This window comes from Bradyrhizobium sp. MI1.3 (genome assembly GCF_055811695.1).
Map to the genome: position 1 here is coordinate 1 of NZ_JBVVPQ010000031.1, position 26975 is coordinate 26975.

25 protein-coding genes are annotated in these 26975 nt (G+C 64.5%); 16 read left to right on the forward strand and 9 right to left on the reverse strand.

Annotation, left to right across the window (positions count from 1 at the left end; translation table 11 throughout):
• Positions 1-131: 131 nt before the first annotated feature.
• Complete coding sequence (gene secA, locus AC0L3A_RS22405; RefSeq protein ID WP_007599197.1) at positions 132-2972, reverse strand: preprotein translocase subunit SecA; 2841 nt, start codon at positions 2970-2972, stop codon at positions 132-134.
• 361 nt (positions 2973-3333) lie between these two features.
• On the opposite strand from secA, the gene AC0L3A_RS22410 reads away from it, so the two are divergent.
• Together AC0L3A_RS22410 and argJ are read left to right on the forward strand one after the other, a co-directional pair.
• The gene (locus tag AC0L3A_RS22410; protein WP_007599196.1) at positions 3334-4266 is read left to right on the forward strand and encodes a peptidylprolyl isomerase; all 933 of its coding nucleotides are present in this window, start codon (positions 3334-3336) and stop codon (positions 4264-4266) included.
• 103 nt (positions 4267-4369) lie between these two features.
• Positions 4370-5611 carry a bifunctional glutamate N-acetyltransferase/amino-acid acetyltransferase ArgJ gene (gene argJ / locus AC0L3A_RS22415; RefSeq protein WP_007599195.1) on the forward strand — a complete coding sequence of 414 codons (1242 nt, stop codon included), beginning with the start codon at positions 4370-4372 and terminating at the stop codon, positions 5609-5611.
• A 16-nt stretch (positions 5612-5627) separates the two neighbouring features.
• Here the strand turns inward: argJ and AC0L3A_RS22420 are convergent, their stop codons facing one another.
• A complete protein-coding gene (locus AC0L3A_RS22420) occupies positions 5628-7184 on the reverse strand; it encodes a TadE/TadG family type IV pilus assembly protein (protein ID WP_007599194.1) in 1557 nt (518 codons plus the stop codon).
• A 140-nt stretch (positions 7185-7324) separates the two neighbouring features.
• Between AC0L3A_RS22420 and AC0L3A_RS22425 the strand changes: the two genes are divergently transcribed.
• On the forward strand, positions 7325-7735 hold the full coding sequence (locus AC0L3A_RS22425; protein WP_007599192.1) for a (deoxy)nucleoside triphosphate pyrophosphohydrolase: 411 nt from the start codon (positions 7325-7327) through the stop codon (positions 7733-7735).
• Positions 7736-7850: 115 nt separating this feature from the next.
• Here the strand turns inward: AC0L3A_RS22425 and AC0L3A_RS22430 are convergent, their stop codons facing one another.
• A complete protein-coding gene (locus tag AC0L3A_RS22430) occupies positions 7851-8720 on the reverse strand; it encodes a methyltransferase domain-containing protein (RefSeq protein ID WP_007599189.1) in 870 nt (289 codons plus the stop codon).
• 117 nt (positions 8721-8837) lie between these two features.
• On the opposite strand from AC0L3A_RS22430, the gene AC0L3A_RS22435 reads away from it, so the two are divergent.
• The 5 genes from AC0L3A_RS22435 to AC0L3A_RS22455 all read left to right on the forward strand — a co-directional run bounded on the left by AC0L3A_RS22435 (position 8838) and on the right by AC0L3A_RS22455 (position 11695).
• Positions 8838-9152, forward strand: coding sequence for an NIPSNAP family protein (locus tag AC0L3A_RS22435; RefSeq protein ID WP_007599187.1), 315 nt, complete (start codon positions 8838-8840; stop codon positions 9150-9152).
• A 65-nt stretch (positions 9153-9217) separates the two neighbouring features.
• Positions 9218-10015: a ComF family protein gene (locus tag AC0L3A_RS22440; protein ID WP_007599185.1), complete on the forward strand. Its 798-nt coding sequence runs from the start codon at positions 9218-9220 to the stop codon at positions 10013-10015.
• A 47-nt stretch (positions 10016-10062) separates the two neighbouring features.
• Positions 10063-10338: a glutaredoxin 3 gene (grxC, locus tag AC0L3A_RS22445; RefSeq protein WP_035995401.1), complete on the forward strand. Its 276-nt coding sequence runs from the start codon at positions 10063-10065 to the stop codon at positions 10336-10338.
• On the forward strand, positions 10335-11213 hold the full coding sequence (locus tag AC0L3A_RS22450) for a carbon-nitrogen hydrolase family protein (RefSeq protein WP_007599182.1): 879 nt from the start codon (positions 10335-10337) through the stop codon (positions 11211-11213). The genes grxC and AC0L3A_RS22450 overlap by 4 nt, the downstream gene beginning before the upstream one ends.
• On the forward strand, positions 11210-11695 hold the full coding sequence (locus AC0L3A_RS22455; protein ID WP_007599181.1) for a DUF1178 family protein: 486 nt from the start codon (positions 11210-11212) through the stop codon (positions 11693-11695). Before AC0L3A_RS22450 ends, AC0L3A_RS22455 begins: the two co-directional genes overlap by 4 nt.
• Here AC0L3A_RS22455 and AC0L3A_RS22460 read toward each other — a convergent pair.
• The 3 genes from AC0L3A_RS22460 to AC0L3A_RS22470 all read right to left on the reverse strand — a co-directional run bounded on the left by AC0L3A_RS22460 (position 11692) and on the right by AC0L3A_RS22470 (position 14112).
• Positions 11692-12591 carry an EamA family transporter gene (locus AC0L3A_RS22460; RefSeq protein WP_007599180.1) on the reverse strand — a complete coding sequence of 300 codons (900 nt, stop codon included), beginning with the start codon at positions 12589-12591 and terminating at the stop codon, positions 11692-11694. The two genes, AC0L3A_RS22455 and AC0L3A_RS22460, sit on opposite strands and share 4 nt — an antisense overlap.
• 264 nt (positions 12592-12855) lie before the next feature.
• Complete coding sequence (gene ubiG, locus AC0L3A_RS22465) at positions 12856-13629, reverse strand: bifunctional 2-polyprenyl-6-hydroxyphenol methylase/3-demethylubiquinol 3-O-methyltransferase UbiG (protein WP_007599179.1); 774 nt, start codon at positions 13627-13629, stop codon at positions 12856-12858.
• A 15-nt stretch (positions 13630-13644) separates the two neighbouring features.
• Positions 13645-14112, reverse strand: coding sequence for a PH domain-containing protein (locus tag AC0L3A_RS22470; protein WP_007599178.1), 468 nt, complete (start codon positions 14110-14112; stop codon positions 13645-13647).
• 149 nt (positions 14113-14261) lie between these two features.
• Here AC0L3A_RS22470 and AC0L3A_RS22475 point away from each other — a divergent pair, with 149 nt between their 5' ends.
• The 3 genes from AC0L3A_RS22475 to prfA all read left to right on the forward strand — a co-directional run bounded on the left by AC0L3A_RS22475 (position 14262) and on the right by prfA (position 19198).
• Positions 14262-15518: an aspartate kinase gene (locus AC0L3A_RS22475; RefSeq protein ID WP_035993939.1), complete on the forward strand. Its 1257-nt coding sequence runs from the start codon at positions 14262-14264 to the stop codon at positions 15516-15518.
• 269 nt (positions 15519-15787) lie between these two features.
• Entirely contained in the window at positions 15788-18055 is a 2268-nt protein-coding gene (ptsP, locus tag AC0L3A_RS22480; protein ID WP_007599176.1) for a phosphoenolpyruvate--protein phosphotransferase, read from the forward strand.
• 57 nt (positions 18056-18112) lie between these two features.
• Complete coding sequence (prfA, locus tag AC0L3A_RS22485; RefSeq protein ID WP_007599175.1) at positions 18113-19198, forward strand: peptide chain release factor 1; 1086 nt, start codon at positions 18113-18115, stop codon at positions 19196-19198.
• A gap of 15 nt (positions 19199-19213) precedes the next feature.
• Here prfA and AC0L3A_RS22490 read toward each other — a convergent pair whose 3' ends face one another.
• Complete coding sequence (locus AC0L3A_RS22490; protein WP_007599174.1) at positions 19214-19696, reverse strand: MarR family winged helix-turn-helix transcriptional regulator; 483 nt, start codon at positions 19694-19696, stop codon at positions 19214-19216.
• A gap of 113 nt (positions 19697-19809) precedes the next feature.
• Positions 19810-20427 (reverse strand): hypothetical protein, encoded by a 618-nt coding sequence (locus AC0L3A_RS22495; RefSeq protein ID WP_245285964.1) that lies wholly within the window; start codon positions 20425-20427, stop codon positions 19810-19812.
• 251 nt (positions 20428-20678) lie between these two features.
• Between AC0L3A_RS22495 and AC0L3A_RS22500 the strand changes: the two genes are divergently transcribed.
• The 4 genes from AC0L3A_RS22500 (at position 20679) to AC0L3A_RS22515 (ending at position 25542) form a co-directional block, all read left to right on the forward strand.
• Positions 20679-22013, forward strand: coding sequence for a substrate-binding protein (locus AC0L3A_RS22500; protein WP_007599170.1), 1335 nt, complete (start codon positions 20679-20681; stop codon positions 22011-22013).
• A gap of 99 nt (positions 22014-22112) precedes the next feature.
• Positions 22113-22988, forward strand: a complete 876-nt coding sequence (locus AC0L3A_RS22505) for a branched-chain amino acid ABC transporter permease (RefSeq protein ID WP_007599169.1) — start codon at positions 22113-22115, stop codon at positions 22986-22988.
• Positions 22989-22999: 11 nt separating this feature from the next.
• Positions 23000-24847 carry a branched-chain amino acid ABC transporter ATP-binding protein/permease gene (locus tag AC0L3A_RS22510; RefSeq protein WP_007599167.1) on the forward strand — a complete coding sequence of 616 codons (1848 nt, stop codon included), beginning with the start codon at positions 23000-23002 and terminating at the stop codon, positions 24845-24847.
• Positions 24844-25542 (forward strand): ABC transporter ATP-binding protein, encoded by a 699-nt coding sequence (locus tag AC0L3A_RS22515; protein WP_007599164.1) that lies wholly within the window; start codon positions 24844-24846, stop codon positions 25540-25542. The genes AC0L3A_RS22510 and AC0L3A_RS22515 overlap by 4 nt, the downstream gene beginning before the upstream one ends.
• On the opposite strand, the gene AC0L3A_RS22520 is transcribed toward AC0L3A_RS22515, so the two are convergent.
• On the reverse strand, positions 25539-25958 hold the full coding sequence (locus AC0L3A_RS22520) for an HIT family protein (protein WP_007599163.1): 420 nt from the start codon (positions 25956-25958) through the stop codon (positions 25539-25541). The two genes, AC0L3A_RS22515 and AC0L3A_RS22520, sit on opposite strands and share 4 nt — an antisense overlap.
• 89 nt (positions 25959-26047) lie before the next feature.
• Here AC0L3A_RS22520 and prmC point away from each other — a divergent pair, with 89 nt between their 5' ends.
• A complete protein-coding gene (gene prmC, locus AC0L3A_RS22525; protein WP_007599161.1) occupies positions 26048-26941 on the forward strand; it encodes a peptide chain release factor N(5)-glutamine methyltransferase in 894 nt (297 codons plus the stop codon).
• Positions 26942-26975 lie beyond the last annotated feature (34 nt).

Genomic DNA, 26975 nt, shown 5'->3' on the forward strand with positions numbered 1-26975 from the left:
TCTCTTATATCTTTTCACCTTTTTTTCTTTCTCCGCCCCCCCGCCGCGGGGGGGCCCCGCGGCCCCCCCCCCCCCCCCCCCCCCCGACAGTGGGGTGTGAGGCGTCGACGTCGGCGCTTCACATTCAAGCCTTACGCGTACCGCCCGTGGCAGTGCTTGTACTTCTTGCCTGAGCCGCACGGACAATCCTCGTTGCGGCCGATCTTGCCCCAGCTGGCCGGGTTCTTGGGATCGCGCAACGCGGCGTCGGTGGCCTGCGCTCCGAGCGTGACGCTGGCGAGCGCCATTTCGTCCTCGCCGGTGTTCGGGTCGAATTTGTGCGCTTCCATCTGAGGCAGCACCGGGGCTTCCTGCTCCGGCGGCACGATCTCGACCCGCATCAGCTGCGCCGTAACGGCCTCGCGCAGATGCGCGCTCATCTCCTGGAAAAGGTTGAACGCCTCGGTCTTGTACTCCTGCAGCGGATCGCGCTGGCCGTAGCCGCGCAGGCCGATGACCTGGCGCAGATGGTCGAGCATGATCAGATGCTCGCGCCAGAGATGGTCGAGCGTCTGCAGCAGAATGGTCTTCTCGACGTAACGCATCACGTCGGGACCCCATTGCCCGACCTTGGCCGCCATGTGCTCGTCGGCGCGGGTCTCGATGCGCGTGAGCAGCTCCTCGTCGGCGATGCCCTCTTCCTTGGCCCAGTCCTCGACCGGCAAGTCGAGATCGAGCACGCGCTTGAGCTCTTCCTTCAGGCCCGCGACGTCCCACTGTTCGGCATAGGCGTGCTCGGGCACGTGCTTGGCGACGAGATCGTCGATGAAGGCGTGGCGCATGTCGGCGACGGTCTCGGCGACGCTGTCGTCCTTCATCAGGTCGACGCGCTGGTCGAAGATCACCTTGCGCTGGTCGTTCTGGACGTTGTCGAACTTGAGCAAATTCTTGCGGATGTCGAAGTTGCGCGCCTCGACCTTCTGCTGCGCCTTTTCGAGCGCCTTGTTGATCCAGGGATGGATGATGGCCTCGCCCTCTTGCAGGCCGAGACGCTGCAGCATGCTGTCGAGGCGATCCGAGCCGAAGATGCGCATCAGATCGTCTTCCAGCGACAGGAAGAATTTCGAGCGGCCGGGGTCGCCCTGACGGCCGGAACGACCGCGGAGCTGGTTGTCGATGCGGCGGGATTCGTGGCGTTCGGAGCCCATGATGTAGAGGCCGCCGGGCTTCTTCACCGTCTTGGCGGGCTTCGAACCCTTCGCCGGCTCGATCTCGACCTCTTCTTCGGCCTTCAGCACGATGTCGCGGAAGTGCTCGATGTCGGCCTTGATCTGCTCGATCTTCAAGGCCTTCTCGGCCTCGTCCTCGATCGAAGCGGCCTCCTGCTGGATGCGCATTTCCAGCGAGCCGCCGAGCTTGATGTCGGTGCCGCGGCCGGCCATGTTGGTCGCGATCGTGATCGCGCCGGGGACGCCGGCTTCCGCGACGATGTAGGCTTCCTGCTCGTGGAAGCGCGCGTTCAGCACCGCGAACAGCTTTGCCGGCTTGCCGGCGCGGGCCGCGGCGTACAGCTTCTGCATCGAATTTTCGCTGCCGAAATCGATCTGCCGATAGCCGTGCTTCTTGAGATATTCGGCGATCACTTCCGATTTTTCGATCGAGGCGGTGCCGACCAGCACCGGCTGCAGCCGCGCGTTGGCGCGCTCGATCTCGGCCAGGATCGCGGCGTATTTCTCGTTCTGGGTGCGATAGACCTCGTCGTCCTCGTCGAGACGGGCGACCGGCAAATTGGTCGGGATTTCCACGACCTCGAGCTTGTAGATGTCGAACAATTCGTCGGCTTCGGTCAGCGCCGTGCCGGTCATGCCGGCGAGCTTTTCGTACATCCGGAAATAGTTCTGGAAGGTGATCGAGGCCAGCGTCTGGTTTTCCGGCTGGACCTGCACGTGCTCCTTGGCTTCCAGCGCCTGATGCAGGCCTTCCGAATAGCGGCGGCCCTGCATCATGCGACCGGTGAACTCGTCGATGATGACGACCTCGTCGTCGCGGACGATGTAGTCCTTGTCGCGCGTGAACAGGGTGTGGGCGCGCAGCGCCTGGTTGATGTGGTGCACGACGGAGACGTTCTCGACGTCGTAGAGCGACTCGCCCTTGAGCTGGCCGGCATCGCGCAGCAGCGTCTCGATCTTCTCCATGCCGGCTTCGGTCAGCGTCACTGTGCGCTGCTTCTCGTCGACGTCGTAGTCGGACTTGTCGAGCTTGGGCAGGAAGCCGTCGATGGTGTTGTAGAAGTCGGAGCGGTCGTCGAGCGGACCGGAAATGATCAGCGGCGTGCGCGCTTCGTCGATCAGGATGGAATCGACTTCGTCGACGATGGCGTAGAAGTGCGGCCGCTGGACCATGTCCTCGAGCCGGTACTTCATGTTGTCGCGCAGATAGTCGAAGCCGTATTCGTTGTTGGTGCCGTAGGTGATGTCGCAGGCATAGGCCGTCTTGCGCTCGGAATCGTCGAGGCCGTGCACGATCACGCCGGTGGTCAGGCCGAGGAAGCCGTAGATCTGGCCCATCCAGGCGGAGTCGCGGCGGGCGAGGTAGTCGTTGACGGTGACGACGTGGACGCCCTTGCCGGCGAGCGCGTTGAGGTAGACCGCGAGCGTTGCGACCAGGGTCTTGCCTTCGCCGGTCTTCATCTCGGCAATGTCGCCCTCGTGCAGCACCATGCCGCCGATCAGCTGGACATCGAAATGGCGCTGGCCGAGCGTGCGCTTGGCGGCTTCACGGACCGTGGCGAAAGCGGGGACCAGAAGGTCGTCCAGGGTCTTGCCCTCGGCGAGCTGCTGCCTGAACTCGACGGTGCGGGCCTTGAGGGCTTCGTCGGAGAGTTTCGAAACCTCGGGCTCCAGCGCGTTGATCGCGTTGACGCGGGACTGATATCCCTTCACCCGCCGGTCGTTGGCGGAGCCGAAAAACTTGCGGGCGAGCGCGCCGATCATGCTTAGTTCCTGTGTTCGCGATTCAACCGCGTTCGCGTTGCAGCCAAGAGGTTGTCACCCGCCTGCCTATCAACTCACCGTGACGCCTGCTGGGCGCCGGAGCCCGGACTGCGGGGGGTCCATCCGCCATATGGGTGGGAGTTGGGCAAGTCTGGGTTCAACGGCCAAAAACGCAGCAAAATAAACGCCATCGCATGGACGCGACCGGGCAGAGATATGGCCCGGTCAGGGCCTTGTCAACGGCGGGTGCATTGCGGCTAATTCATCATTTTGACAGACTTTTCGCGTTGCCAAGGCCCCCTGAATTGGGCGAGTGTCCGCCCCGCTCGAGCAGCCCCCTGCTTCAACAAAAGGATTTTCCATGACCACCTCGTTCCCGGTAACCAAAACCGGCCTGCGCTTCGGCCTCGCCACCGCCCTCGTGGGCTGCCTTGCGCTGGCGCTGATCGCAGGTCCCGGCCGGGCTGCCGACGATCCGGTGCTGGCGAAGGTCAATGGCGCGGAAATCAAGAAGAGCGACGTCGCCATGGCCGAAGAGGAACTCGGGCCGAGCCTTGCCCAGATGGACCCGGCGACCAAGGACGAGAACGTCCTGTCCTTCCTGATCGACATGAAGATCGTCGGCAAGGCCGCCGAAGACAAGAAGCTCGCCGACGGCGAGGAGTTCAAGAAGCGGCTCGCGTTCGCCCGCAACCGCCTGCTGATGGACAGCCTGCTCGCCGGCGAGGGCAAGGCCGCCACCACCCCGGATGCCATGAAGAAGGTCTATGAGGAGGCCTCCAAGCAGATCACCGGCGAGCAGGAAGTGCACGCCCGCCACATCCTGGTCGAGACCGAGGACGAGGCCAAGGCGGTGAAGGCCGAGCTCGACAAGGGCGCCGATTTCGCCGAGCTCGCCAAGAAGAAGTCCAAGGATCCGGGTTCGGCCGACGGCGGCGACCTCGGTTTCTTCACCAAGGAGCAGATGGTGCCGGAATTCTCGGCGGTCGCCTTCGCGCTCGAGCCGGGCAAGATCTCCGACCCCGTGAAGTCGCAGTTCGGCTGGCACGTCATCAAGGTCGAGGAAAAGCGCAACCGCAAGGCGCCGGACTTCGAGCAGGTCAAGGCGCAGATCGAGCAGTATGTCACCCGCAAGGCCCAGGCCGATTACGTCGCCAAGCTGCGCGCGGAAGCCAAGGTCGAGCGGCTGGACCAGCCGGCGGATGCTGCCAAGGACGCCAAGCCGGCTGATGCGGCCAAGCCTGCCGATGCGAAGCCGTCCGACAGCAAGATGGCGCCGCCTGCGAAGAAGTAAGAATTCGCTGTCACTTCGGTGACGTGAAGAGTATCTAAGCCTTTGTGATGCCCGGCCCCCGCGCCGGGCATCTGCATATCCAGATCCCATCAAGGCGCCCGCGATGTCCTCCTCCGTCTCTCCCCTCGCCCCGAAACACGTTCCCGACATGCCCGTGATCGCGGGGGTCCGTCTCGCGACGGCCGAGGCCGGCATCCGCTACAAGAACCGCACCGACGTGCTGCTCGCGGTGATGGACAAGGGCACCGCGGTCGCCGGCGTCTTCACCAAGTCGAAATGCCCCTCCGCGCCGGTGGAATGGTGCCGCGCCAAGCTGAAGGGCGGCAAGGCGCGCGCGCTGGTGGTGAATTCCGGCAACGCCAATGCCTTCACCGGCAAGACCGGTCGCAGCTCCACCGCGCTGACCGCGAAGATCGCGGCCAAGGCCGTCGGATGCACCGAGGGCGAGATCTTCCTGGCCTCGACCGGCGTGATCGGCGAGCCGCTGGATGCGACCAAGTTCGACGGCGTGCTCGGGCGGCTCGCGGAAACCGCCGAGGCCGGCGATTATCTCGCCGCCGCCAAGGCGATCATGACCACCGACACCTTCCCGAAGGTCGCAACCGCGACCGTGAAGCTCGGCAAGGCCAAGGTCACCATCAACGGCATGGCCAAAGGTGCCGGCATGATCGCCCCCGATATGGCGACGATGCTGTCCTTCATCTTCACCGACGCACCGATCGCGCCGGCCGCGCTGCAGGCGCTGCTCAAGAGCGGCGTCGAAGACACGTTCAACGCGGTGACGATCGACGGCGACACCTCGACCTCGGATACGCTGCTGGCGTTCGCCACCGGTGCTGCCGCAGAACACGGCGCGCCGAAGATCAGCCGCGCCAGCGACCCCCGCCTGAAAGCCTTCGTCAAGGCCTTCAACCAGGTGCTCGCCAATCTTTCCGAGCAGGTGGCCCGCGACGGCGAAGGCGCCCGTAAGCTGGTCGAGATCACCGTCGAGGGCGCCAAGACCAAGGCCTCGGCGCGCAAGATCGCGATGTCGATCGCGAACTCGCCGCTGGTGAAGACCGCAATCGCCGGCGAGGACGCCAATTGGGGCCGCGTGGTGATGGCGGTCGGCAAGGCCGGCGAGCCGGCCGACCGCGACAAGCTCTCGATCTCCTTCAACGGCATCCGCGTCGCCAAGAGCGGCGCGCGCGATCCGTCCTATGACGAGGCGCAGGTGTCGGAAGCGATGAAAGCGCCGGAGATCGCGATCAAGGTCTCGCTCGGCCTCGGCAAGGGCCGCGACCGCGTGCTGACCTGCGACCTCACCAAGGAGTATGTCGCGATCAACGGGGATTACAGGTCGTAAGCGTCCCGACCGGCGGCTATTTCGTGATGTGCGCAGTGATCAGCGCCTGATTGAACATGGCGTTCAGGGCGGCCGTGATGTCCGCCGGGGTATTCGCCGTATAGAAGTAGCCCGGCGTCGCGCAGCCCTGCAGGCTCGCCGGAATGAGCGGTATGTTCCAATTGGCGTAATCGTCCTCGTCATTGGCAAAAGACGCGTTCACCGGATCGATCACCTGGTAAGGAATGTAGAGCACCGAGATGATGATACCCTTGTCCTTCAAGGGTTTGCAGACGGTCGCCGGATTGATGACCGTGGCATGGTTACTGCCCGACCAGCCTCCATTCGGAACGCCTTTGACTTGCGGATCTTGTGCGCCGTCGGTGACGAGGAATACATAGGGTCGCGCGTTGCTCGAGGCGCTGCCGTCGCCGGCGCTGACGATCAAGCTGTTGAGCGAACTCAACGCGTTGTCGATATGGGTGCCGCCCGATCCGAGAGCCGTATTCATGTTGGTGTCGAGCAACGAAGCGAGGTTGGCGGCTGCGTAGTTGATTGTCGACGGATTCGTCGAAGAACCGTTGATGCTGGACGTCAGCGGAAAATAGTTCTTATCGAGGTACTGAATGAACGGATAGATACCAATCCGGAATTGATTAGCGACCTTCATGCTGCTGTTGGCGGTGATAAACAGCTGGTTCACGGCGTAGCCGACCGCATCCAGCCGGAGCTGAATGCAGTTATCGGTTCCGGCGGTGGGGCAGTTCGCAACGGTCGGAAGGGTCGAATACAGTGAGCCCGGTAGACCGGACACGACTGAAGACGACAGCTTCTTGCCCTTTGGATACGTTGAATTCACAGTCGTCGTCGAAAGCAGACCGGCATAGCCGCTTTGACTGACGCGCGAGATCGCATAGCCCAGACAGTAATTGTTGGTAGGATATCCCTGCGTTCCGCTATCGGTGCACGCACTGTTCTGGGGCGCGAAATGGCAGGCCAAGGTGCAGCCTGTGGGGTATTGCCTGAAGTTGTCCGGGTTGATCGATTGCATTCGGACGGCCTCGGCCGAGGTCGACGGCAGGCCCATGGATCCGGAGACGTCGAGCGTGAGATAGAAATCGAGATAGGGCGGCAGCGACGCGGAGGCATTCGAGGTGCCGGAGACGCTGAGCTTTTGGTAGCCGAGAATCTTCAGGAAGGTGACGGGGACGTCGGCACTGAACTGGACGCTGGCGGCCACGGCGATCCCAGTCTTCGTCACCGTGCTGTTGCGAGACAAGTTGGGCGGTGCCGTGACATTGCTCATGTTGGCGTCGAACACGTTATTGGCGTCGTTCACGCCCTCCGTGACGGAGCCATTGCCCGTCATGGCTGCGGCAGCGATAAAGCCGGGGGCCTTCTGTGAGACGGCGGCGACAGCGGCGCCATCGGCAGCAGCTTGCAGCTTTGCCTTCATCCTGGTCGCCATCGAATAGTCGACGGCGCAACCGATGAACGTGATCAGGGGGACGCAGCAGATTGCGAAGATCACCGCGACATTGCCGCGGCGATCGCGGAGAAACCGACGGAAGATGGGACGAAACTCAACGCGCATGGATCTGGCCCGGAATAGTTTCAGCGTTTCCACTCTAGGAACCGTGGATTAAATATGACTTATGGAGACCTCGGAAACACGGGCCGTCACAGGGTTAACGAACCGTTGCGGATGATCCTTCAGCGAGCGGAATTCCAGGGATGGCTGATCTCAAACTGACGCTCGTGGTGGCTTGCGCGCTGGTCGACGCCGACAAGCGCGTCCTGATCGCGCAGCGCCCCGAGGGCAAGACGCTGGCCGGCCTCTGGGAATTTCCCGGCGGCAAGTGTGAGCCCGGCGAGCGGCCGGAACAGAGCCTGATCCGCGAACTCCACGAGGAGCTCGGCATCAGCGTCGCGGAGCCCTGCCTGGCGCCGCTGACATTCGCGAGCTACGGCTACGAGACCTTTCACCTCCTGATGCCGCTCTACATCTGCCGGCGCTGGGAGGGACAGGTCACGCCACGCGAAGGCCAGACCCTGGCCTGGGTTCGCGCCAACAAGCTGCGCGACTATCCCATGCCGCCCGCGGACATTCCGCTGATCCCGCATTTGATCGATTTACTGATGTGAGCTCGGACCTCATCCTGAGGAGACCGCGCAGCGGTCGTCTCGAAGGATGGCTGCGGATGAGAGCCGGGCCTGCATGGTTCGAGATGGCGCCGACGCGCCTCCTCACCATGAGGAGTTACGTCCCTCCCGCCTTCTTCACCGCCTCCGCCAGGCTCGCCTTCGCTGATCCGGGCTTGAGCGGCTGCTGCTGGCTCGCATGCGGGGCCCAGCCTGAGAGCCAGATGATGTCGAATGTCGCACGGATGCGGCCGTCGGCATCGGCAAAGCGTTCCGCGTAGATTTCAGCCATCCGCAGCAGCGTCGATCGCCGGCTGGGCGTGCGTCGCCGTTCGATCAGCACATTGGCGGCGCCCATGCGCCTGATATCCTGCATCAGCGCGAAGGCATTGCCATAGCGCACCACGACGCGGTCGACATCGGTGACCGGCAGCGCAAATCCTGCCCGCTGCAACAGCGCGCCAACGTCGCGTAAATCGGCAAACGGCGCCACACGCGGCGAAACACCGCCCTCGCATTCGGCCTCGGCGGCGGCAAAAGCCTGGCGCAGCTCGGTCAGGCTGTCGCCGCCGATCATCGCCGCCAGCAGAAGGCCGTCCGGCCTCAGCGCGCGACGGATTTGCGCGAGCACCCCCGGCAGATCGTTGACGAATTGCAGCGCCAGCGCCGAGACCACGAGGTCGAGGCCCTCGGGCGCAAAGGGCAGCTTCTCCGCACCCGACGTATCGAGCTCAATGCGCTCGATCGAGGGCAGTCGCGCGCGCAACACGGCGAGACCCTCGCCGGGCGTCCAGAGATCGGCCGCTGTACGAAACTCCCGCATCACTGCGGCCAGCCGGTCGGACATGTCCTCGGCGACCCGATCCAGCAGGAAGCTCACGGCACCTTGCGCCTGCGCGCGGCGCTGTCGCGCGTGCAGCAAAGCACGGTCGAACAGAGCGGGCGCGGTTTGCGGGGTTGTGGCCATGGCGCTGGTTACGCCGATCATGCTGGTTCTGGCAATCCACTGCGCGCGGCGCTAGCCTTGCCTCGTGGAGGCCGACGCCGGCCCCCGTGTTCCAAACTAGCAATGCGCACCAGGTCCGCGGCGCCGGAGCGTCAAACGATGATCACCTGTTATCTGCGATACGAGATCCCCCCGGACAAGCTCGCCGAATTCGAAGCCTATGGCAGGATGTGGCTGGAACTGGTGCCAAGATTCGGCGGCATCCACCACGGGTACTTCCTGCCATCGGAAGGCGCGAGCGACGTCGCCCTCGCAATGTTCAGCTTCCCGAGCTTCGCGGCGTACGAACAATATCGGAAGGACAGCGCCGAAGATCCGGACGTCCAGAAAGCGATCGAATTCGCAAGGCAAACGCGCTGCTTTCGCCGTTATGAGCGATCGTTCTTCCGGCCCGTGCTGCCGAAAGAGCCGTAGGCCGGGCGCGGACGAGAACAGCCCATTGGCTTGAGCGTGGCGCAGGACGGCGCTAGCCTTGCCCAATGGGCGCCGAGGCATCACCACCACGCTCCATTTCCAGCCATCTGCGCGGCGCGCTCGAGGCCTGCCGCGGGGTATTGGCCCATCTGCCACGGCTCGCGCTCGACATCGCGCTGCCGACGCTGTGCGTGTCCTGCCGCGAGCCGGTCGATGGCGAGGGCGTGTGCGCTTCGTGCTGGGCGCGGCTGTCGTTCATCGAACGGCCCTACTGCCCACGGCTCGGCATTCCCTTCGTCTATGACCCCGGCCCCGACATGCTATCGATGGAGGCCATTGCGAGCCCGCCGGCCTACCAACGGGCGCGCGCTGCGGTGCGCTATGACGACGTCGCGCGCACCCTGGTGCATGCGCTGAAATACCAGGACCGCACTGATCTCGCGCCGGCCATGGGGCGCTGGATGGCGCGGGCGGGCGGCGAGTTGCTCGCCGGCGCCGACATGCTGGTGCCGGTGCCCCTGCATTGGCGGCGGGCCTGGCGCCGCCGCTACAACCAATCCGGCGCCCTGGCACGCATCATCGAGCGGCAGAGCGGGGTGAAAGTGAAAGCTGAGGTGCTGCGCCGGGTACGCGCCACCGAGCAGCAGATCGGCCTGTCGCGGGCCCAGCGCGCCACCAATGTGCAGGGCGCATTCCAGGTATCCCCGGACCGTCAGGCGGACGTCCAGGGTCGGCGCATTGTCCTCATCGACGACGTCCTGACGTCGGGTGCGACGCTGGATGCCTGCGCGCGAGCCCTGCTCCGGGCCAAGGCGGCGCAAGTGGACGTGCTGGTGTTTGCCCGGGTTGTCGAGAGCCGGTGAAGTCCCATATAATTCAATGAATTCATGACATGAAAGCGCCAGACAAGATGACCGCTGCTGTCGAGATCTACACCAGGCCGGGCTGCGGCTATTGTTCCGCCGCCAAGTCGCTGCTGACCCGCAAGAAGGCGACGTTCACGGAGTTGGATATCGCCAAGAACCCGTCCTGGCGCCAGGAGATGTACGATCGCTCCGGCGAGGGCTCGACCTTCCCGCAGATCTGGATCGGCGGAACCCATGTCGGAGGCTGCGACGAACTCTACGCGCTCGATCGTGAAGGCAAGCTCGACGCCATGCTCGAAAGCGTCAAGGCGGAGTCATGAGCGACAACAGGACCTTCACGGCAGCGATGGTGCAGATGCGCACCGGCCTGATGCCCGAGCCAAGCCTCGCGCAGGCCACCAGGCTGATCCGCCAGGCTGCGGCCAATGGCGCCGACTACGTGCAGACGCCCGAAGTCAGCAATATGATGCAGCTCAACCGCAAGGCCCTGTTCGAGCACCTCCAGAGCCAAGACGACGACAACTCGCTGAGGGCGTACCGGGCGCTCGCGGCCGAACTGAAGATCCACATCCATGTCGGCTCGCTGGCGCTGCGCTTTTCGGACGAAAAAGCGGTCAACCGCTCGTTCCTGATCGGGCCCGAGGGCAATGTGCTCGCGAGCTACGACAAGATCCACATGTTCGACATCGAGCTCCCTGACGGCGAGAGCTATCGCGAATCCGCCAATTACCAGCCGGGCGAGACGGCCGTGATCTCCGACCTGCCCTGGGGCCGCGTCGGGCTGACGATTTGCTACGATGTCCGCTTCCCCGCGCTCTACCGCGCGCTGGCCGAAAGCGGCGCGTACTTCATCACGGTGCCCTCGGCCTTCACCCGCAAGACCGGTGAAGCGCATTGGCACGTGCTGTTGCGTGCGCGCGCGATCGAGACCGGTTGCTTCATCTTCGCCGCGGCGCAGGCAGGGCTGCATGAGAACAAGCGGGAGACCTATGGCCATTCGCTGATCATCGATCCCTGGGGCGAGATCCTCGCCGAAGGCGATGTCGAGCCCGGCATCATCATGGCACAAATCGATCCGGCCAAGGTCGAGACCGCGCGCCGCGCGATCCCCTCGCTCCAGCACGGCCGCCGCTTCGGCGTCGCCGACCCCAAGGCCGGGCCGGACCACCTGCATCTGGTGCGGGGATCGGCATGATCCGCTACGCGCTCCGCTGCGACCGGAGCCACGACTTCGAGAGTTGGTTCCAGAGCTCGGCCGCGTACGATTCTCAGGTGAAGCGCAAGCTCGTGACTTGTCCGATCTGCGGCTCGGCCAAGGTCGACAAGGCGATCATGGCGCCGCGCATCGTCGGCAAGAAGGGCCGCGGACGCGCCACGCCGCCGCCTGAGCCCACCGCCACGACGACCGCGCCCGAGGCTGCGCAATCCGCACCGACCTCGCTGTTGATGGCGCAGGAGCGCGAGCTGCGCGCCAAGCTCAAAGAGCTGCGCGATCACATCGTGAAGAACGCCGACAATGTCGGTGAGCGATTCGCCAATGAAGCCCGCGCGATGCATTACGGCGACAAGGAGCACCGTCCGATCTACGGCGAAGCCTCGCCCGACGAGGCCAAGTCGCTGATCGACGAAGGCATCGAGGTGTCGCCGCTGCCGACGCTGCCGGAAGACCGGAATTAGACTCCCACCAGCACCGCCACGCCGAGCACGATCAGCGCGATGCCGATAATTTCGCGCGGCGCGATCGGCTGCTTGAACGAGTAATAGGCCACGCCTTGCGCGAACAGCACCTCGATCAAGGCCAGCGTGCGGACATTGGCGGCGGCCGTCAGCGCGAACGCCAGGAACCAGAACTGCGAGGCGAAGGCGCCGGTGAAGCCGGCCAGCATTGAGGGCCGCCACATTGAGAGGATGCCCTGAAGCACCTTTGGCGCGCGCCAGAGCAGATAGATCGTCAGGATCAACGTCTGCACGAACAGGCCGAGCACCAGCGTGAACGATGCCGCCGTCACGAACGAGACATCAGGCACGTTGATGATGGCGCCGCGGAAGCCGACCGCTGACAACGCGAACGCCGCCGCCGCGACGAGACCGGTGATGGTCGGCTTCAATTCGGCAAAACTCTTCTCGCCACCGGGCCGTAGCGCGGTGATGACGACGCCGATTGTCGCGATCACGATCGCCAGCACCTTGAGCCATGTCAGATGATCGCCGAGGAAGACGAAGCCGAAGATGGCGGTCTGGATCGCCTCGGTTTTCAGATAGGCCGTCGTCACCACGAAGGAGCGGTCGTTCATGGCGAGCAGCATCAGGCCGGTCGCGACGATCTGGCTGAGCGCGCCGAGCAGCAGCCACGGCCAGAACACACCGGGCGGCATGCCGAGATGATCGCCGGTGGCAACCAGCACCACTGCCAGGAACAGGAGCGAGAACGGAAAGCCGAATAGGAAGCGGATATTGGTCGCGCCCCAAGTCCCCAGCGGCTTTGTCAGTGACCGCTGCATCGCATTGCGCGCGACCTGGCCGAGCGCGGCAATGACGGTGAAGGGAATCCAGAGGCTGGCGATGGTGAACATGGGGAAATGGGTGGGAGGGCCAATGATTGCGGCCAACCTGCCGCTAGCTGTTCAATGGGTCAACCACACGAACGTCATGGGAGCGATGCTATCGCCAAATTCATCGTCGTCCTGGACAAGCGAAGCGCAGATCCAGGACCCATTACCCCTGGGAGTGGTTTGGCGAAGACTCGAGATTATCTGTCTCGCGCCACAACTTCTCCCAGGGGTAATGGGTCCTGGCTTTCGCCAGGACGACGCCGAATGTTTGGAAGCAGCAACGCCTCACACCATGCCTTCCGCCACCACCATGTAGTTCACGTCCATGTCTGACGAGAGGGTCCATTTGTCGGCGAAGGGTGAGTAGACGACGCCGGTCTGCTCGGTGATGACCAGGCGGTTGTCGAGCAGGTATTTCGTCAGTTCGTCGGGGGTGACGAATTTGTTCCACTCGTGGGTGCCGCGCGGCAGCCATCGCAGCACATATTCGGCGCCGACGATGGCGAGCGCAAAACTCTTCCAGTTCCGGTTCAGCGTCGAGACCACCATCAACCCGTTCGGCTTCAGCATCGCGGCGCAGCGCTTCAGGAAAACGCCGACGTCGACGACGTGCTCGACCACCTCCATCGCCAGCACGATGTCAAAGCGCTCGCGCGGGTCGATCTCCTCAACCGTGGTGCAGCGATAGTCGATCGCGAGATGCGCCTTGTCGGCATGCAGCTTCGCGGCCGCGATGTTGCTGACCGACGGATCGACGCCGATGACCTGCGCACCCAGGCGCGACAGCGGCTCGCAGAGCAGGCCGGCGCCGCAGCCGATATCGAGCACGCGCAGACCGCCGAGGCAGTTGAGGCTGCGCAAATTGCGCTCGAACTTGCGGCAGGCGGCATCGCGGATGTAGCCGAGCCGCAGCGGGTTGATCCGGTGCAGCGGCGCCATCTTGCCGTTGGGGTCCCACCACTCGGCCGAAAGTTTTGAGAATTTCGCGATCTCGGCGGCGTCGACGGTCGAGCCCGGCTGCGGGCTTGCGGTAGCGGAAGTATTTTGCTGCATGCTCATGGGTTGCGCGCGGTCCTACCGCGTGGTGATCGAACTGCGGAAGGCGAGCGGCGAGGCGATGGTCCGGATGGTTTCGCGACCTTCCCCCACGCCATTGATGGTGACGTCGCCATAGTTGAGAATACGTCCGAGAATGGTCTGATTCACATCGACGCTCTCGACCTTATCCAGCGCCATCTCGAAGGTGCGGCGCTTGATGAAGCCGGTCTTGTGCACGACCCGCAAATTGGTCACGTCGGTCTCGGTGGTAAAGCGATGGAACCAGCCCTTCACGGTCCAGTACAGCGCCGCCAGAGCCACTAGGCCGGCCGCGACCAGACAGAGCAGGACGAGCCCCTCGACGATGGTTTGCCGGGACAGGACGAACAGGACCAGCGCCACGATCCAGGCCAGGATCGCCGGAAAATAGAAGATCCAGTGCGCATTGGTCGAATACAGCACCCGCTCGCCCGGTTGCAGGATCTCGTCGATGTAACGCGCCATGACCTCGAATAACCCATTGCCCGGATTGGCCCGCGCAGGAACCTGCTTGCCCCCGGCCCCGCCCCTCTGTATACGCGCGGTCGGTATCGCAGGCACCCGTCCAGCGCGGGTCACCATACTTATCCTTATGAGGGAATGCACGCGTCGTCATGAGCCGCCTCGTGATGAAATTCGGCGGCACATCCGTCGCCAACATCGAACGTATCCGCAACGTCGCACGCCATGTGAAGCGTGAGGTCGACGCCGGCCATGAAGTGGCCGTGGTCGTCTCGGCGATGTCCGGTAAAACCAACGAGCTGGTGGCCTGGTGCACCGAGGCCTCGCCGATGCACGACGCACGCGAATACGACGCCGTGGTCGCCTCGGGCGAACAGGTGACGTCCGGCCTGCTTGCCATCGTGCTTCAGGGCATGGGTATCCAGGCCCGCTCCTGGCAGGGCTGGCAGATCCCGATCACGACCAGCGACGCCCATGCTTCGGCCCGGATCGAGGGCATCGACGGCAGCGAGATCATCAAGCGCTTCAGGGAGCGCAAGGAAGTCGCCGTGATCGCCGGCTTTCAGGGCATCAACCCCGAGACCAACCGCATCACCACGCTCGGCCGCGGCGGCTCCGACACCTCGGCCGTGGCAATCGCCGCCGCCGTCAAGGCGGACCGCTGCGACATCTACACCGACGTCGACGGTGTCTACACAACCGATCCGCGAATCGTGCCGAAGGCGCGCCGGCTCGACAAGATCGCGTTCGAAGACATGCTGGAGCTGGCCTCCCAGGGCGCCAAGGTGCTCCAGGTCCGCTCAGTGGAACTCGGCATGGTCCACAACATGCCGATTTTCGTCCGCTCGAGCTTCGACAAGCCCGAGGATATCGACCCGCATGCCAACCAGCCGCCCGGCACGCTGATCTGCAGCGAGGAGGAGATCATGGAAAGCCACGTCGTCACCGGCATCGCCTTTTCGAAGGACGAGGCCCAGATCTCGGTACGCCAGATCGAGGACAAACCCGGCGTGGCGGCGTCGATCTTCGGCCCGCTCGCGGAGGCCAACATCAACGTCGACATGATCGTGCAGAACGTCTCCGAAGACGGCAAGACCACCGATCTCACCTTCACGGTCCCGGCCGCCGACTATACCAGGGCCAAGGAGACCATCACCGCGGCCAAGAGCCAGATCAATTACGCCCGGCTCGACACCGCGACCGACGTTGCCAAGATCTCGGTGATCGGCAGCGGAATGCGCAGCCATGCCGGCGTCGCCGCCCAGGCGTTCTCGGCCCTCGCAGGACGGAATATCAACATCCGGGCCATTACAACCTCCGAGATCAAGTTCTCGGTTCTGATCGACACCGCCTATACCGAGCTTGCGGTGCGCACGCTGCACACGCTCTACGGTCTCGATCAGGCGTAGGCTAATTTTCTCTTAGCGGTCGCAGCAAACGCTGAGGTCTCCACACTTTCGCGTTTGGCAGGCGTTTTGCTTGGCAAAACAAGCCCCAATTCGCTATACGGCGAACAGGGTGGGCTGCCAGAAACTGTGCCCCAGTTGAGGCGGTGCTGATTCGGCCCAGGCAACCGCCGGGGCCGGCGCCGGACGAGCAAATTTGTTGTTTTTCTGGATTTCTGGGCGAGCCGCCGCGGGCCCTTTCGGCCCCGGCTGACGAAGGAGATTGACGGTTCATGCGGAGCGCGTCGGGAGGTCCCCGCGTCTTGTTGAGACGGCTCCGCGAAACCATGGCGGAGCAGGTCTCGGCCCAGGAGCGGCTGGACAAGATCGTGGTGCTGATCGCCGCCAACATGGTGGCCGAGGTGTGCTCGGTCTATGTGCTGCGCGTCGACAACACGCTCGAGCTCTATGCCACCGAAGGCCTCAACCGCGAGGCCGTGCATCACACCGTGCTCAGCGCCCATGAGGGCCTTGTCGGCCTGGTCGCCAGCGAGGCAACCCCTCTCAACTTGAACGACGCGCAGAGCCATCCGGCCTTCTCGTTCCGCCCGGAGACCGGCGAAGAGATCTACCACTCCTTCCTCGGCGTGCCGATCCTGCGCGCCGGCAACACGCTCGGCGTGCTGGTGGTGCAGAACCGCGCCAAGCGCAACTATGTCGAGGAGGAACTCGAGGCGCTTCAGACCACGGCGATGGTGCTGGCGGAGCTGATCGCCTCCGGCGAGCTGTCCGCGCTGGCCCAGCCGGGCCATGAGCCCGCCGCGCGCCATTCGGCGCAGAAGGTCGGCGCCATCCTGTCGGAAGGCATCGCGCTCGGCCACGTCGTGCTGCACGAGCCGCGCGTCGTCATCAAGGACTACATCGCCGAGGACCTGCCGAAGGAGATCAAGCGGCTCGACACCGCGCTCGCCAAGCTGCGCGCCGATCTCGATCGCATGCTGGAGCGCGGCGACGTCGCGGAAGGCGGCGAGCATCGCGAGGTGCTGGAAGCCTACCGCATGTTCGCCAACGACCAGGGCTGGTCGCACAAGCTGCACGAGGCGGTCGCCACCGGCCTGACGGCGGAAGCCGCCGTCGAGCGTGTGCAATCCGACACCCGCGCGCGCATGCTGCGCTCGACCGATCCCTATTTACGCGACCGGCTGCATGATCTCGAGGATCTCGGCTATCGCCTGATGCGGCAACTGGTCGGCCAGGATCACGCGCCGTCACGCGAACAATTGCCCGACAATGCCATCGTCATCGCCCGCGCGATGGGCCCGGCGGCGCTGCTCGACTACGACCGCAAGCGCCTGCGCGGCATCATATTGGAGGAAGGCACCGCCAATTCCCACGTCTCGATCGTGGCGCGCGCGCTCGGCATTCCCGCGGTCGGTGAGGTCCCGAACGCGCCTGGGATCGCCGATCCCGGCGACGCCGTCATCGTCGACGGTACCTCCGGCATGATCTATGTGCGCCCATCGCAGGAGGTCGAAGCGGCCTTCGCGGAGCGCGTGCGCTTCCGCGCCCGCCGCCAGGCGCAGTATCTGGCGCTGCGCGACCTGCCCTGCGTCACCAAAGACGGCCAGAAGGTCGAGCTGATGATCAATGCGGGTCTCGCGATCGACCTGCCGCATATCGAAGATACCGGCAGCGCCGGCATCGGCCTGTTCCGCACCGAGCTGCAATTCATGGTCGGCCAGAGCCTGCCGCGCACCAGCGACCAGCTCGCGCTCTATCGCACCGTGCTGGATGCCGCCGGCACCAAGCCCGTCACCTTCCGCACCCTCGACATCGGCGGCGACAAGGCGCTGCCTTACATGGAGGCGGTGATCGAGGAGAATCCCGCGCTCGGATGGCGCGCGATCCGGCTCGGGCTCGACCGTCCCGGGCTGTTGCGCGGCCAGATCCGCGCCCTGCTGCGCGCCGGCGGCGGCCGCGCGTTGCGCATCATGTTCCCGATGATCTCGGAGGTGGGTGAATTCGATTCGGCGAAGGCGCTGGTCGAACGCGAGCTGACCTATCTGCGCCAGCACGGCCACACACTGCCGGAGCGGATCGACATCGGCACCATGGTCGAGGTGCCGGCGCTGCTCTATCAGCTCGACGAGCTTCTCAAGAAGGTCGACTTCATCTCGGTCGGCTCCAACGATCTGTTCCAGTTCCTGTTCGCGGTCGACCGCGGCAATGCAAAGGTCTCCGAACGCTTCGACACCATGTCGGCGCCGATCCTGCGTGCGCTGCGCGACATCGCGCGCAAGTCGCAGGAGGCGAAGAAATCGCTGTCACTCTGCGGCGAGATGGCCTCGAAGCCGATCGGCGCACTGGCCCTGATCGCGATGGGCTATCGCTCGCTGTCGCTCTCGGCCACCGCGCTCGGCCCGGTCAAGGCGATGGTGATCGATCTCGACGCCAAGAAGGCCGAAGCGATGCTCGGCCCGTTGCTGGACGCGCCCGCCGGCAGCGTCTCGATCCGGCAGAAGCTGACGGAATTTGCCGAGGCTGAAGGCCTGGCGTTGTAGCGGGCCTGTCGCCCCTTCCTGCCGCCTCGCCCTTTCCCGCATTTTGAGACTGAACCGATGTCGTCACTCCCCGAAGCCAAACTGGACGTCCTGCTCGCGCATCACGCCTCGCTCGAAGCCGAATCGCTCGGTCAGCTCGCCTCCGAACGCTATGTGCAGATCACGCGTGAGCTCGCCGAGCTCACGCCATTGATCGAAGCGGTCAAAACCTATCGTTCGGCCGTCAAGGAGCTCGCCGACACCGAGGCGCTGATCGCCGATCCCGCGACCGATGCCGAGATGCGCGCCATGGCGGAAGCCGAGCGCGACGAGCTGACGCCGAAGATCGAGGATCTGGTCCAGAAAATCCGCGTCGCGCTGCTGCCGAAGGACGCCATGGACGACCGCAACGTGGTGCTGGAAATCCGCGCCGGCACCGGCGGCGACGAGGCTTCGCTGTTCGCCGGAGATTTGTTCCGGATGTACGAGCGCTTCGCGGCCCTGCAGGGCTGGAAGGTCGAGGTGATCTCGGCGAGCGAAGGCAGCGTCGGCGGCTACAAGGAAATCATCGCCGAGGTGCAGGGCCGCGGCGCGTTCTCGAAGCTGAAGTTCGAGTCCGGCGTGCACCGGGTGCAGCGCGTGCCGGACACCGAGACGCAGGGGCGCATCCACACATCCGCCGCCACGGTCGCCGTAATGCCCGAGGTCGAGGAGGTCGATGTCGAGATCCGGAACGATGATTTGCGTATCGAGACCATGCGCGCCGGGGGCGCCGGCGGCCAGCACGTCAACAAGACCGAATCGGCGATCCGCATCACCCACATCCCGACCGGCATCGTGGTGATGATGCAGGACAGCCGCTCGCAGCACAAGAATCGCGCTTCTGCCATGAACATCCTGCGTTCGCGCATTTACGACGCCGAGCAGCAACGCCTCGACGCGGCGCGCTCGGCCGAGCGCAAGGAGAAGGTCGGCTCCGGCGATCGCAGCGAGCGCATCCGCACTTACAATTTTCCGCAAGGACGCGTCACCGATCACCGCATCAATTTGACGCTCTACAAGCTGCCGCAGGTGATGGCGGGCGAAGCGCTGGGCGAACTGACCGACGCGCTCACCACCGAGCATCAGGCTGCGCAGCTCGCCGCCCAGGGCGCGGCGGCGTGAGGATCTGACGTCGCGTCAAGCCCCGCTGGAGGCGCGGAACGACTTCAGGAGCCGGCTCAATGCCGGGCTCGCGGCGCGGCGGAGCTCCTCGAGGTTCTTGCGCGAGAGCGCCTGGAGCTTCTGCTCACCCTTTTTCGTCAGCTTGAGATGAACGCGTCTGGCGTCTTCAGGGTCGGCAATGCGGCTGACCAGCCCAAGCTTCGCGAGGCGGTTGATCAGTTCCACGGCGGAGTGATGCCGGATCAGCAGAAACCGCGCGACATCACCGATGCTCGCGGGACCCGGACGCACGAAGCCCTTGATCCCAAGCAGCGCCTGATGTTGCGTCGGCGTCAATCCCTGCTGTGCTGCGGCTGCCTCGCTGAACGCCAGAAAGCTTCGGATCTGGTAGCGGAACTGCGCCAGCCCAGCATAGTCGGAGTCGCGCATCGTGCGGCGGCGTGAAGCCCGCGCAGGTATCGCCGCCGTCGACCGTTGCGCCTTCTTCGCCTGAACCATGCCGTGCCCCTCCGTTCTTGCCACTCGGCAACGCGGGCAGCCCAGCCAAAAGTAGCAAGCAGCGGCGCCGGGACCAACCAGCGGGAACTCCGGATACACAGCTATCCGTCGATCTATTCGAAGCTGGACAGCAGGATCTTCACCAGGATGACCTGGAACGCGATCGGGATGCGGACGCTTTTCCGCCGGATCGAGCGCTGCAGCGCGCCGGCAATCTCGGCGCTGGTCAAGGCACCCGCGGATGCATTGCCAATCAACTCCGCCCACATCTGCGACAGCGAGCCTCCGGGCGGGATCACCGGCTTGATCGTCACGCCACAGCCCTGCGCCCAGTCGATGATTTCCCTCATCGTGTGAGGACCGCAATTGCGCGCGGTCGCGAGGCGTTCGGCCGTCAGCGCAAGCAGCAACTCGCGCGAGGGCGACCAATTCCCCTTCGGCGGCTGCTCGGCAGTGAGCTCGACCGCGAGCTCCTTGAGGACGTTCTGGGCGCGCACGCTCAGCTTCTGCATCGGACCGGGTGCGCGCTTCGCCTGAGCGGGGCCGACGGCGGGCCCGCGCCGGCCGGCCGGCCAATTACGCGGATCCGGCATGCGCGACGCATCGCCGGATTGCGGTGTCGCCCGCTGCCCGTTCGCCTCTTCCACCGGCCACGCCGCCTCCTGCCGCCCCGCACCTTGCGGCCATGACCGTCGCTTCCGGGTACCCGCCACTGTCGTCTGCCGCGCCATTTTTCTCGCCGAACCCGCCAGCCTCGTACTCACAAAGGCTAATATATATCGTGATACGATATGTTTTCACGAGATAATTTTCGGCGTTCGACCAAAGACGAAATTGACAGAAGGCGTTCACAAGCAATGCTTGCGCCCAGGAGCTACACGCGGATGTGACGTGCCCGGCGCGGGCAGGCCCTCGAGGCCGGCCGCCGCCGGACAGGTCGTGCTTTGCCTGCAAACAACAACGATGTTCGGAGGAAACGATCATGACTGACAATCTCGTCCGCCGCGGCCTCTCGCGCCGTGGCCTGCTTCAGACCACCGCGGGCCTCATCGGCGGCGCGGTACTGCCGGGAATGCCGGCGTTTGCCGAGGACAAGCCGGCGATCGGCTCCTACCCCGCGGGGGTTTCGGGCTCCACCGCCTTCATCGGCATCTCGGTGCCGCGCACCGGCACCTATGCCGTGCAGGGTGAAGACGAGCTCAAGGGCTACCAGCTCGCGATCGAGCACATCAATGAAGGCCATGAGCTGATCAAGAAGATCTCGCCCAAGACCAGCAAGGGCGTACTCGGCAAGGAGCTGAAGTTCGGCGTCGCCGATTCCGCGGCCAAGCCGAACGAGGCGGTGCAGGCGCAGCAGCGCTTCATCAGCGAGAACAAGGCGATCATGATCACCGGCGGCACGTCGAGCGCCGTTGCGGTGGCGCTGAACAAGCTCGCCCAGCGCGAACATGTGATTTTCGTATGCGGCATTTCCGGCTCGAACGACACCACTGGCAAGGATTGCGTCCGCTACGGCTTCCGGCAGAACTTCTACGGCCAGACTGCGGCTGCAGCGATCGGCCCGGTGATGGTACGCGAGTTCGGCAAGGGCAAGAAGGCGGCGTATCTGACGCCCGACTACACCTACGGCCACACGGTTACCAAGTCGATGCAGGACTTCCTCGCGACGGCCGGCTGGACCACCGTGACCAACCAGGTCGCCCCGCTCGGCGCCCCCGACTACTCCTCGTACCTGCTGAACGTCGCGAATTCCGGCGCCGACGTGCTCATCAACGTCAACTGGGGTCACGACGCCGTGCTGTCGACCCAGCAAGCCAAGCAGTTCGGCGTGCTCGACAAGATGAAGCTGGTCGTGCCGTACCAGGTGCCTTTCATCGCGCGCGAGACCGGCGGCCTGATGCAAGGCGTCTACGCCGCCACCGACTATTGGTGGACCATCGAAGACAAATTCCCGCTGGCCAAGATGTTCAACGAAGCCTTCGAGAAGAAGTACGGCTACAAGCCCGAATGGGGCGCGGAGAACGCCTATGTCAGCTTCGCGCATTGGGCGCACATGTGCGAGCAGGCCGGCAGCTTCAGTCCGCCCGACGTGATCAAGGCCTACGAGAAAGGCGAGACGATCCCCTCTCTCGTCGGCGACGTGCATTACCGTCCCGAGGACCATCAGTGCGTTCGCCCGGTGATCATCGTCAAGGGCAAGCAGCAAAAGGACATGAAGAACAAGGAAGACTGGTACGATGTCGTCGAGATTGTCCCCGGTGAGGGCCTGATGCAGAAGCCCGACGCCTTCGGCTGCCATCTCGGCGACTACAGCTGAGACCTCGCTAATTCCTGTGACGCCGCGGACTGCACTCCGGTCCTGCGGCGTCACCCTTTTTGGACGCGCACCCTCGCGCGCCACAACAGCGATTGTCGCATGATAAGTTGGCCCAACCTCGTTTCACAGCTTTTCAACGGGCTCGCGCTCGGCGCTCTGCTCGCGCTGATCAGCTCCGGCCTGACCATCATTTACGGCACGCTCGGCGTGCTCAACCTCGCGCACGGCGCGATGTTCATGATCGGCGGCTATGCCGGCTTCGTCGCTTATCAGTACACGGAATCGTTCATCCTTGCGGTGATCGCGGGCTCGCTGTTCGTGATGCTGCTCGGCGTTCTCATGGAACGCGTCATCATCCGCCATTTCTATCATCGTCCGCACGAGGATCAGCTGCTCGTGACCTTCGGGCTCGGCATCTGTTTCGTCGAGCTCGTGCGCCTGATCTTCTCGAGCCAGTCGCAGCTGGTGCCGCCGCCGGCGCTATTCCAGGGCATCACCAATCTCGGCTTCATGTTCTATCCGACCTACCGCCTGGCCGTCGTCGGCATCGTCGCGGTCGCGCTCGGCGCACTGTTCATCGTCCTCTACCGGACCCGGCTGGGCATGATTGTGCGCGCCGGCATCGAGGATTCGGTGATGGTCGATTCGCTCGGCATCAACGTCTACCGCGTCTTCATGGTGGTGTTCGGCATCGGCGCGATGGCCGCCGGCTTTGCCGGCATCGTCAACGCGCCGGTGGTGTCGCTGACACCGGGCATCGGTGACGACATCCTGGTCCAGACCTTCGTGGTGGTCGTGATCGGCGGCGTCGGCTCGTTCCCCGGCGCGATTCTCGGCGGCCTGATCGCCGGCGAGATCATCAGCGTCACCTCCATGTTCAACCCCGGCTACGCCTATGTGATGCTGTTTGCGGCGATGACGCTCGTACTCGTGGTACGACCGCATGGCCTGCTCGGCGTCCAGGGCCGCGAGTAAGCGATCACCTGATGCTCAAGCAACGCCCGTTTCTGATCGAAGCCCTGACTGCGATCGGCCTGATCGCAGCCCCCTTCGTGCTGCCTCATCTCGGCTTCGCGCCGAACACCGTGAACAGGATCCTGGTCTGGGGCCTGTTCGGGCTCGGCTTCGACATCCTGTTCGGTTTCACCGGCCTGCTCTCGTTCGGCCAGTCCGCCTTCTACGGCACCGGCGGCTTCGTCGCCGCCTACCTGCTGACGCGCGCGGGCTTCGGCAACGTGCTGGGTGCGCTGGTCATCGGCATGATCGCGGCCGCCGCGACCGGCTATCTGATCGGCCTGATCGCGTTGCGCCGCACCGGCATCTACTTCGCGATGATCACCGTGGCGATCGCGGAAGTGTTCTTCTTCGTCGAGTTCAATCCGCTTTCCGATTTCACCGGCGGCGAAAACGGCCTGCCCGGCGTGCCGACGCCGAGCTTCGATCTCGGCTTCACCTCCATCCACTTCACCAATGGCTGGTCGCTCTATCAGTTCATCGCGCTGTGCTACTTCGTCGGCGTCGTCATCGCCCTCAGGATCGTGCGCTCGCCGGTCGGCGCGATTCTGAGTGCGATCCGCGACAATCCGCTGCGCGCCACGGCCGTCGGCCACAACATCCATGGCTACAAGCTGACCGCCTTCGTGATCGCAGCCGCTTATGCGGGCTTCGCCGGCGGCCTGCTCGGCGTGCTCCAGGCTTTCATGCCGCCCGACGCCTTCACCTTCGACACCTCGGGCCAGCTCGTGATGCAGACGGCCATCGGCGGCAGGGGAACGTTGTTCGGACCGCTGGTCGGCGCAACCGTTTGGCTCTTCCTTCAGGACTTCCTCCAGTCGGCGCTCGGCCTCGGCGCGGCCTGGAAGCTGGTGCTCGGCGTCGTGTTCGTGCTGCTGGTCTGCTTCCTGCGCGGCGGCATCATCGGCGGTCTTGCCGATCTCTACCGCCTCGTCTCGGGAAAGCGAAAGCAGACGGACGCGGAGATGGACCAGGAGGCCGCTGACGCCGCGGCCGCGCTGCAACCCCCACCGGCTCCGATGCAGGCCAAGGAAGTCGAGCATCCCGCCTATTCCGGGCCGATCCTGAAGGCCACCGGCCTGACCAAACGCTATGGCGGCCTCGTCGCCAACAGCGACATCGATTTCAGCGTCAATCAGGGCGAGCTGCGCGGGATTATCGGCCCCAACGGCGCCGGCAAATCGACCTTCTTCAAAATGCTGACCTGCGAGATCGCGCCGAGCTCCGGCCAGATCGTGTTCGAGGGGCGCGACATCACGGGATTAAAGATCACCGAGGTCTGCCAGCTCGGCCTCACCAAGAGCTACCAGGTCAACCAGCTCTTCACCGGGTTGACGGTGCGGCAGAACCTGACGATCGCCGCGCTGGCCGAGCTGCGTGGAAAATTCCGGCTCGACCTGTTCCGCAAGCTCTCCAGCGTCAAGGGCCTGACCGAGCAGGTGGAGCACACGCTTGCCCTCGTCAATTTGAGCCGCCGTGCCGATACGCCGGTATCCGAGCTCGCCTATGGCGAGAAGCGCAGACTGGAAATCGGACTCGCGCTCGCCACCTCGCCGCGCCTGCTGCTGCTCGACGAACCGCTTGCGGGCATGAGCCCACGCGAGCGCGTCGAGACCGTCAAGCTGCTCAAATCGATCGCGCGCGGGCGCACCATGATCATCATCGACCACGACATGGATTCGCTGTTCGAGCTGGTCGAGCGCGTGACAGTGCTCCAGGAAGGCAAGGTGCTACTTGACGGCACGCCGGAGGAAATCAAGGCCAACGCTGCCGTGCAGGAAGCCTATCTCGGCGGAGTTCACGGAGAGATCGCCGCATGAGCCTGATCGAGGTCAACGGCCTGAACAGCTATTACGGGGACTCCCACATCCTGTTCGACGTCGCCATGCGGGTCGAGCGTCATGAGGTGGTGGCGCTGCTCGGCCGCAACGGCGCCGGCAAGAGCACGACGCTGAAGAGCCTGATGGGCGTCCTGACGCCGCGTAGCGGCAGCGTGAAGTTCGACGGCATTGATATCGCCGGGCGAAAGAGCCACAGAATCGCCCAGGCCGGCATGCAGCTCGTGCACGAGGAACGCCGCATCTTCGGCAGCCTGTCGGTGGAAGAGAATATCCTGCTCGCCGGCATCACTGCGCCGAAACGCTGGCCGCTCGACCGCATTTACGAGATGTTTCCGCGGCTAAAGGAGCGGCGCAGCAACCGCGGCACCGAGCTGTCCGGCGGCGAACAGCAGATGCTCGCTATCGCGCGGGCGCTGGTGCGCGATCCCAAGATCGTGCTGCTGGACGAGCCGTTCGAGGGGCTTGCACCCGTCATCGTCCACGATCTCGTCAAGGCCTGCCGCGAGCTCGCGGCCGCCGGCCAGACCATCGTGCTGGTCGAGCAGAATTTGGCGGCGACGCTGGCGCTGGCGACGCGGATCTACATCATCAACAACGGACATATCGTGCACGAGGGGCCGGCGCGGGAGCTCAAGGCCCAGCCGGAGCTGCTCCAGCGCTATCTCGGCGTCTAGAGAGCGGCGATCATTCGCCTGGCGTGAGTGGCGAGCACCGTCGTGTCCTCCTTGTGCGTCTGCGCTGGCAGCAGCTCGATTCCGGCCCTGACAGGCATGACGTGCATGTGCAGGTGAAAGACCACTTGGCCGCTGGCGGGCTCGCTGAACTGCTGAAGGATGATGCCCTCGGCGTCGAACGCCTTCATCGCGGCAATCGCGATTCGCTTGGCGGTTCGGGCGACCGCGGCGAGGTCGTCATCCGCGATGTCGAGGATGCCGCGGGCCGGCGCCCGGGGAACGACCAGCGTGTGCCCGGGCGAACGCGGCATGATATCGAGGAAGGCGAGGCTGTGGTCGTCCCGGAAAACCTCGAAGCAGGGGACCTCGCCGCGCAGGATCTTTGCGAAGACGTTCTGATCGTCGTAGGGCGTCATGGACCCTTCTTCATTGCGAGGCGGGATCTGACGCGCTCCTTTCCGTTGACGCAAGCAAGCCAGCCGATCTATCCACGATGCCAGGCAGGATGGTTCCATTGGCGACAGATTTCGATCCCGGACATAGCATCGAGAGTGCGCGGCGCGCGCTTACGGCACGGCTGCAATCGGCCGGCATCGAGCAGCCCGCCCTCGATGCGCGCCTGCTCGTCGGGGCTGCGCTGAGGCTTGATCTGACCGGCATGGTGACGCAGGCGGCCCGGCAACTCGCACCTGAAGAGGCTGCGCGGCTGGAAGCATATGCGCAACGCCGGCTCGCGCATGAGCCGGTCGCCCGCATTCTTGGCGCCCGGGAATTCTGGGGCCTGCCGTTCCAGCTGTCCGAGGCCACCCTGGTGCCGCGGCCGGACACCGAGACCGTCGTCGAGCTGGCACTCGAAATCTTTCGCGAGCGGCAAGCCTCCCATCAGATGCGCATCGCCGATATCGGCACCGGATCCGGCGCCATCCTGCTCGCGCTGCTGCACGAAATTCCCGGCGCCTTCGGGGTCGGCACCGATCTCAGTCTGACCGCGCTCAAGACCGCAAGAGACAACGCCGCAGCTCTGGGCCTCGGCGACCGCGCCAGCTTCGTCGCCTGCTCCTACGCAGCGGCGCTCCGCGGCCCGTTCGACCTCGTCGTGTCGAACCCGCCCTACATCCCGTCGGCGGAAATTCCGAAACTGAGCATCGAGGTGCGCGAGCACGATCCGCATCTGGCGCTCGACGGCGGCAATGACGGTTACGACGCCTATCGCGCCCTGATCCCGCAGGCGAGCGAACGTCTCGCCCCCGGCGGGGCACTGATCGTCGAGGCCGGACAGGGCCAGGCCCGAAATATTGAAACCTTGATGACGGCTGCCGCGTTAGTCGTGGACAGGCCGCCCAAGGCCGATTTGGCGGGCATTCCCCGGGCGGTTTCGGCCCGGAAAATGCCCCCATAAAAGCCGGATTGGGCTGCAAAAAACCTCTTGGAAT

What these genes read in the sequence shown, in the direction of transcription:
- secA (WP_007599197.1), bottom strand. Translation starts at nt 2,972, where the DNA reads ATGATCGGCGCGCTCGCCCGCAAGTTTTTCGGCTCCGCCAACGACCGG.
- AC0L3A_RS22430 (WP_007599189.1), bottom strand. Translation starts at nt 8,720, where the DNA reads ATGATCGGCGTAACCAGCGCCATGGCCACAACCCCGCAAACCGCGCCC.
- AC0L3A_RS22435 (WP_007599187.1), top strand. Translation starts at nt 8,838, where the DNA reads ATGATCACCTGTTATCTGCGATACGAGATCCCCCCGGACAAGCTCGCC.
- AC0L3A_RS22515 (WP_007599164.1), top strand. Translation starts at nt 24,844, where the DNA reads ATGAGCCTGATCGAGGTCAACGGCCTGAACAGCTATTACGGGGACTCC.
- AC0L3A_RS22505 (WP_007599169.1), top strand. Translation starts at nt 22,113, where the DNA reads ATGATAAGTTGGCCCAACCTCGTTTCACAGCTTTTCAACGGGCTCGCG.
- ptsP (WP_007599176.1), top strand. Translation starts at nt 15,788, where the DNA reads ATGCGGAGCGCGTCGGGAGGTCCCCGCGTCTTGTTGAGACGGCTCCGC.
- AC0L3A_RS22510 (WP_007599167.1), top strand. Translation starts at nt 23,000, where the DNA reads ATGCTCAAGCAACGCCCGTTTCTGATCGAAGCCCTGACTGCGATCGGC.
- AC0L3A_RS22520 (WP_007599163.1), bottom strand. Translation starts at nt 25,958, where the DNA reads ATGACGCCCTACGACGATCAGAACGTCTTCGCAAAGATCCTGCGCGGC.
- AC0L3A_RS22500 (WP_007599170.1), top strand. Translation starts at nt 20,679, where the DNA reads ATGACTGACAATCTCGTCCGCCGCGGCCTCTCGCGCCGTGGCCTGCTT.
- AC0L3A_RS22490 (WP_007599174.1), bottom strand. Translation starts at nt 19,696, where the DNA reads ATGGTTCAGGCGAAGAAGGCGCAACGGTCGACGGCGGCGATACCTGCG.
- grxC (WP_035995401.1), top strand. Translation starts at nt 10,063, where the DNA reads ATGACCGCTGCTGTCGAGATCTACACCAGGCCGGGCTGCGGCTATTGT.
- AC0L3A_RS22470 (WP_007599178.1), bottom strand. Translation starts at nt 14,112, where the DNA reads ATGGCGCGTTACATCGACGAGATCCTGCAACCGGGCGAGCGGGTGCTG.
- argJ (WP_007599195.1), top strand. Translation starts at nt 4,370, where the DNA reads ATGTCCTCCTCCGTCTCTCCCCTCGCCCCGAAACACGTTCCCGACATG.
- ubiG (WP_007599179.1), bottom strand. Translation starts at nt 13,629, where the DNA reads ATGAGCATGCAGCAAAATACTTCCGCTACCGCAAGCCCGCAGCCGGGC.
- AC0L3A_RS22455 (WP_007599181.1), top strand. Translation starts at nt 11,210, where the DNA reads ATGATCCGCTACGCGCTCCGCTGCGACCGGAGCCACGACTTCGAGAGT.
- AC0L3A_RS22420 (WP_007599194.1), bottom strand. Translation starts at nt 7,184, where the DNA reads ATGCGCGTTGAGTTTCGTCCCATCTTCCGTCGGTTTCTCCGCGATCGC.
- AC0L3A_RS22460 (WP_007599180.1), bottom strand. Translation starts at nt 12,591, where the DNA reads ATGTTCACCATCGCCAGCCTCTGGATTCCCTTCACCGTCATTGCCGCG.
- prfA (WP_007599175.1), top strand. Translation starts at nt 18,113, where the DNA reads ATGTCGTCACTCCCCGAAGCCAAACTGGACGTCCTGCTCGCGCATCAC.
- AC0L3A_RS22440 (WP_007599185.1), top strand. Translation starts at nt 9,218, where the DNA reads ATGGGCGCCGAGGCATCACCACCACGCTCCATTTCCAGCCATCTGCGC.
- AC0L3A_RS22450 (WP_007599182.1), top strand. Translation starts at nt 10,335, where the DNA reads ATGAGCGACAACAGGACCTTCACGGCAGCGATGGTGCAGATGCGCACC.
- AC0L3A_RS22475 (WP_035993939.1), top strand. Translation starts at nt 14,262, where the DNA reads ATGAGCCGCCTCGTGATGAAATTCGGCGGCACATCCGTCGCCAACATC.
- prmC (WP_007599161.1), top strand. Translation starts at nt 26,048, where the DNA reads ATGGTTCCATTGGCGACAGATTTCGATCCCGGACATAGCATCGAGAGT.
- AC0L3A_RS22410 (WP_007599196.1), top strand. Translation starts at nt 3,334, where the DNA reads ATGACCACCTCGTTCCCGGTAACCAAAACCGGCCTGCGCTTCGGCCTC.
- AC0L3A_RS22495 (WP_245285964.1), bottom strand. Translation starts at nt 20,427, where the DNA reads ATGGCGCGGCAGACGACAGTGGCGGGTACCCGGAAGCGACGGTCATGG.
- AC0L3A_RS22425 (WP_007599192.1), top strand. Translation starts at nt 7,325, where the DNA reads ATGGCTGATCTCAAACTGACGCTCGTGGTGGCTTGCGCGCTGGTCGAC.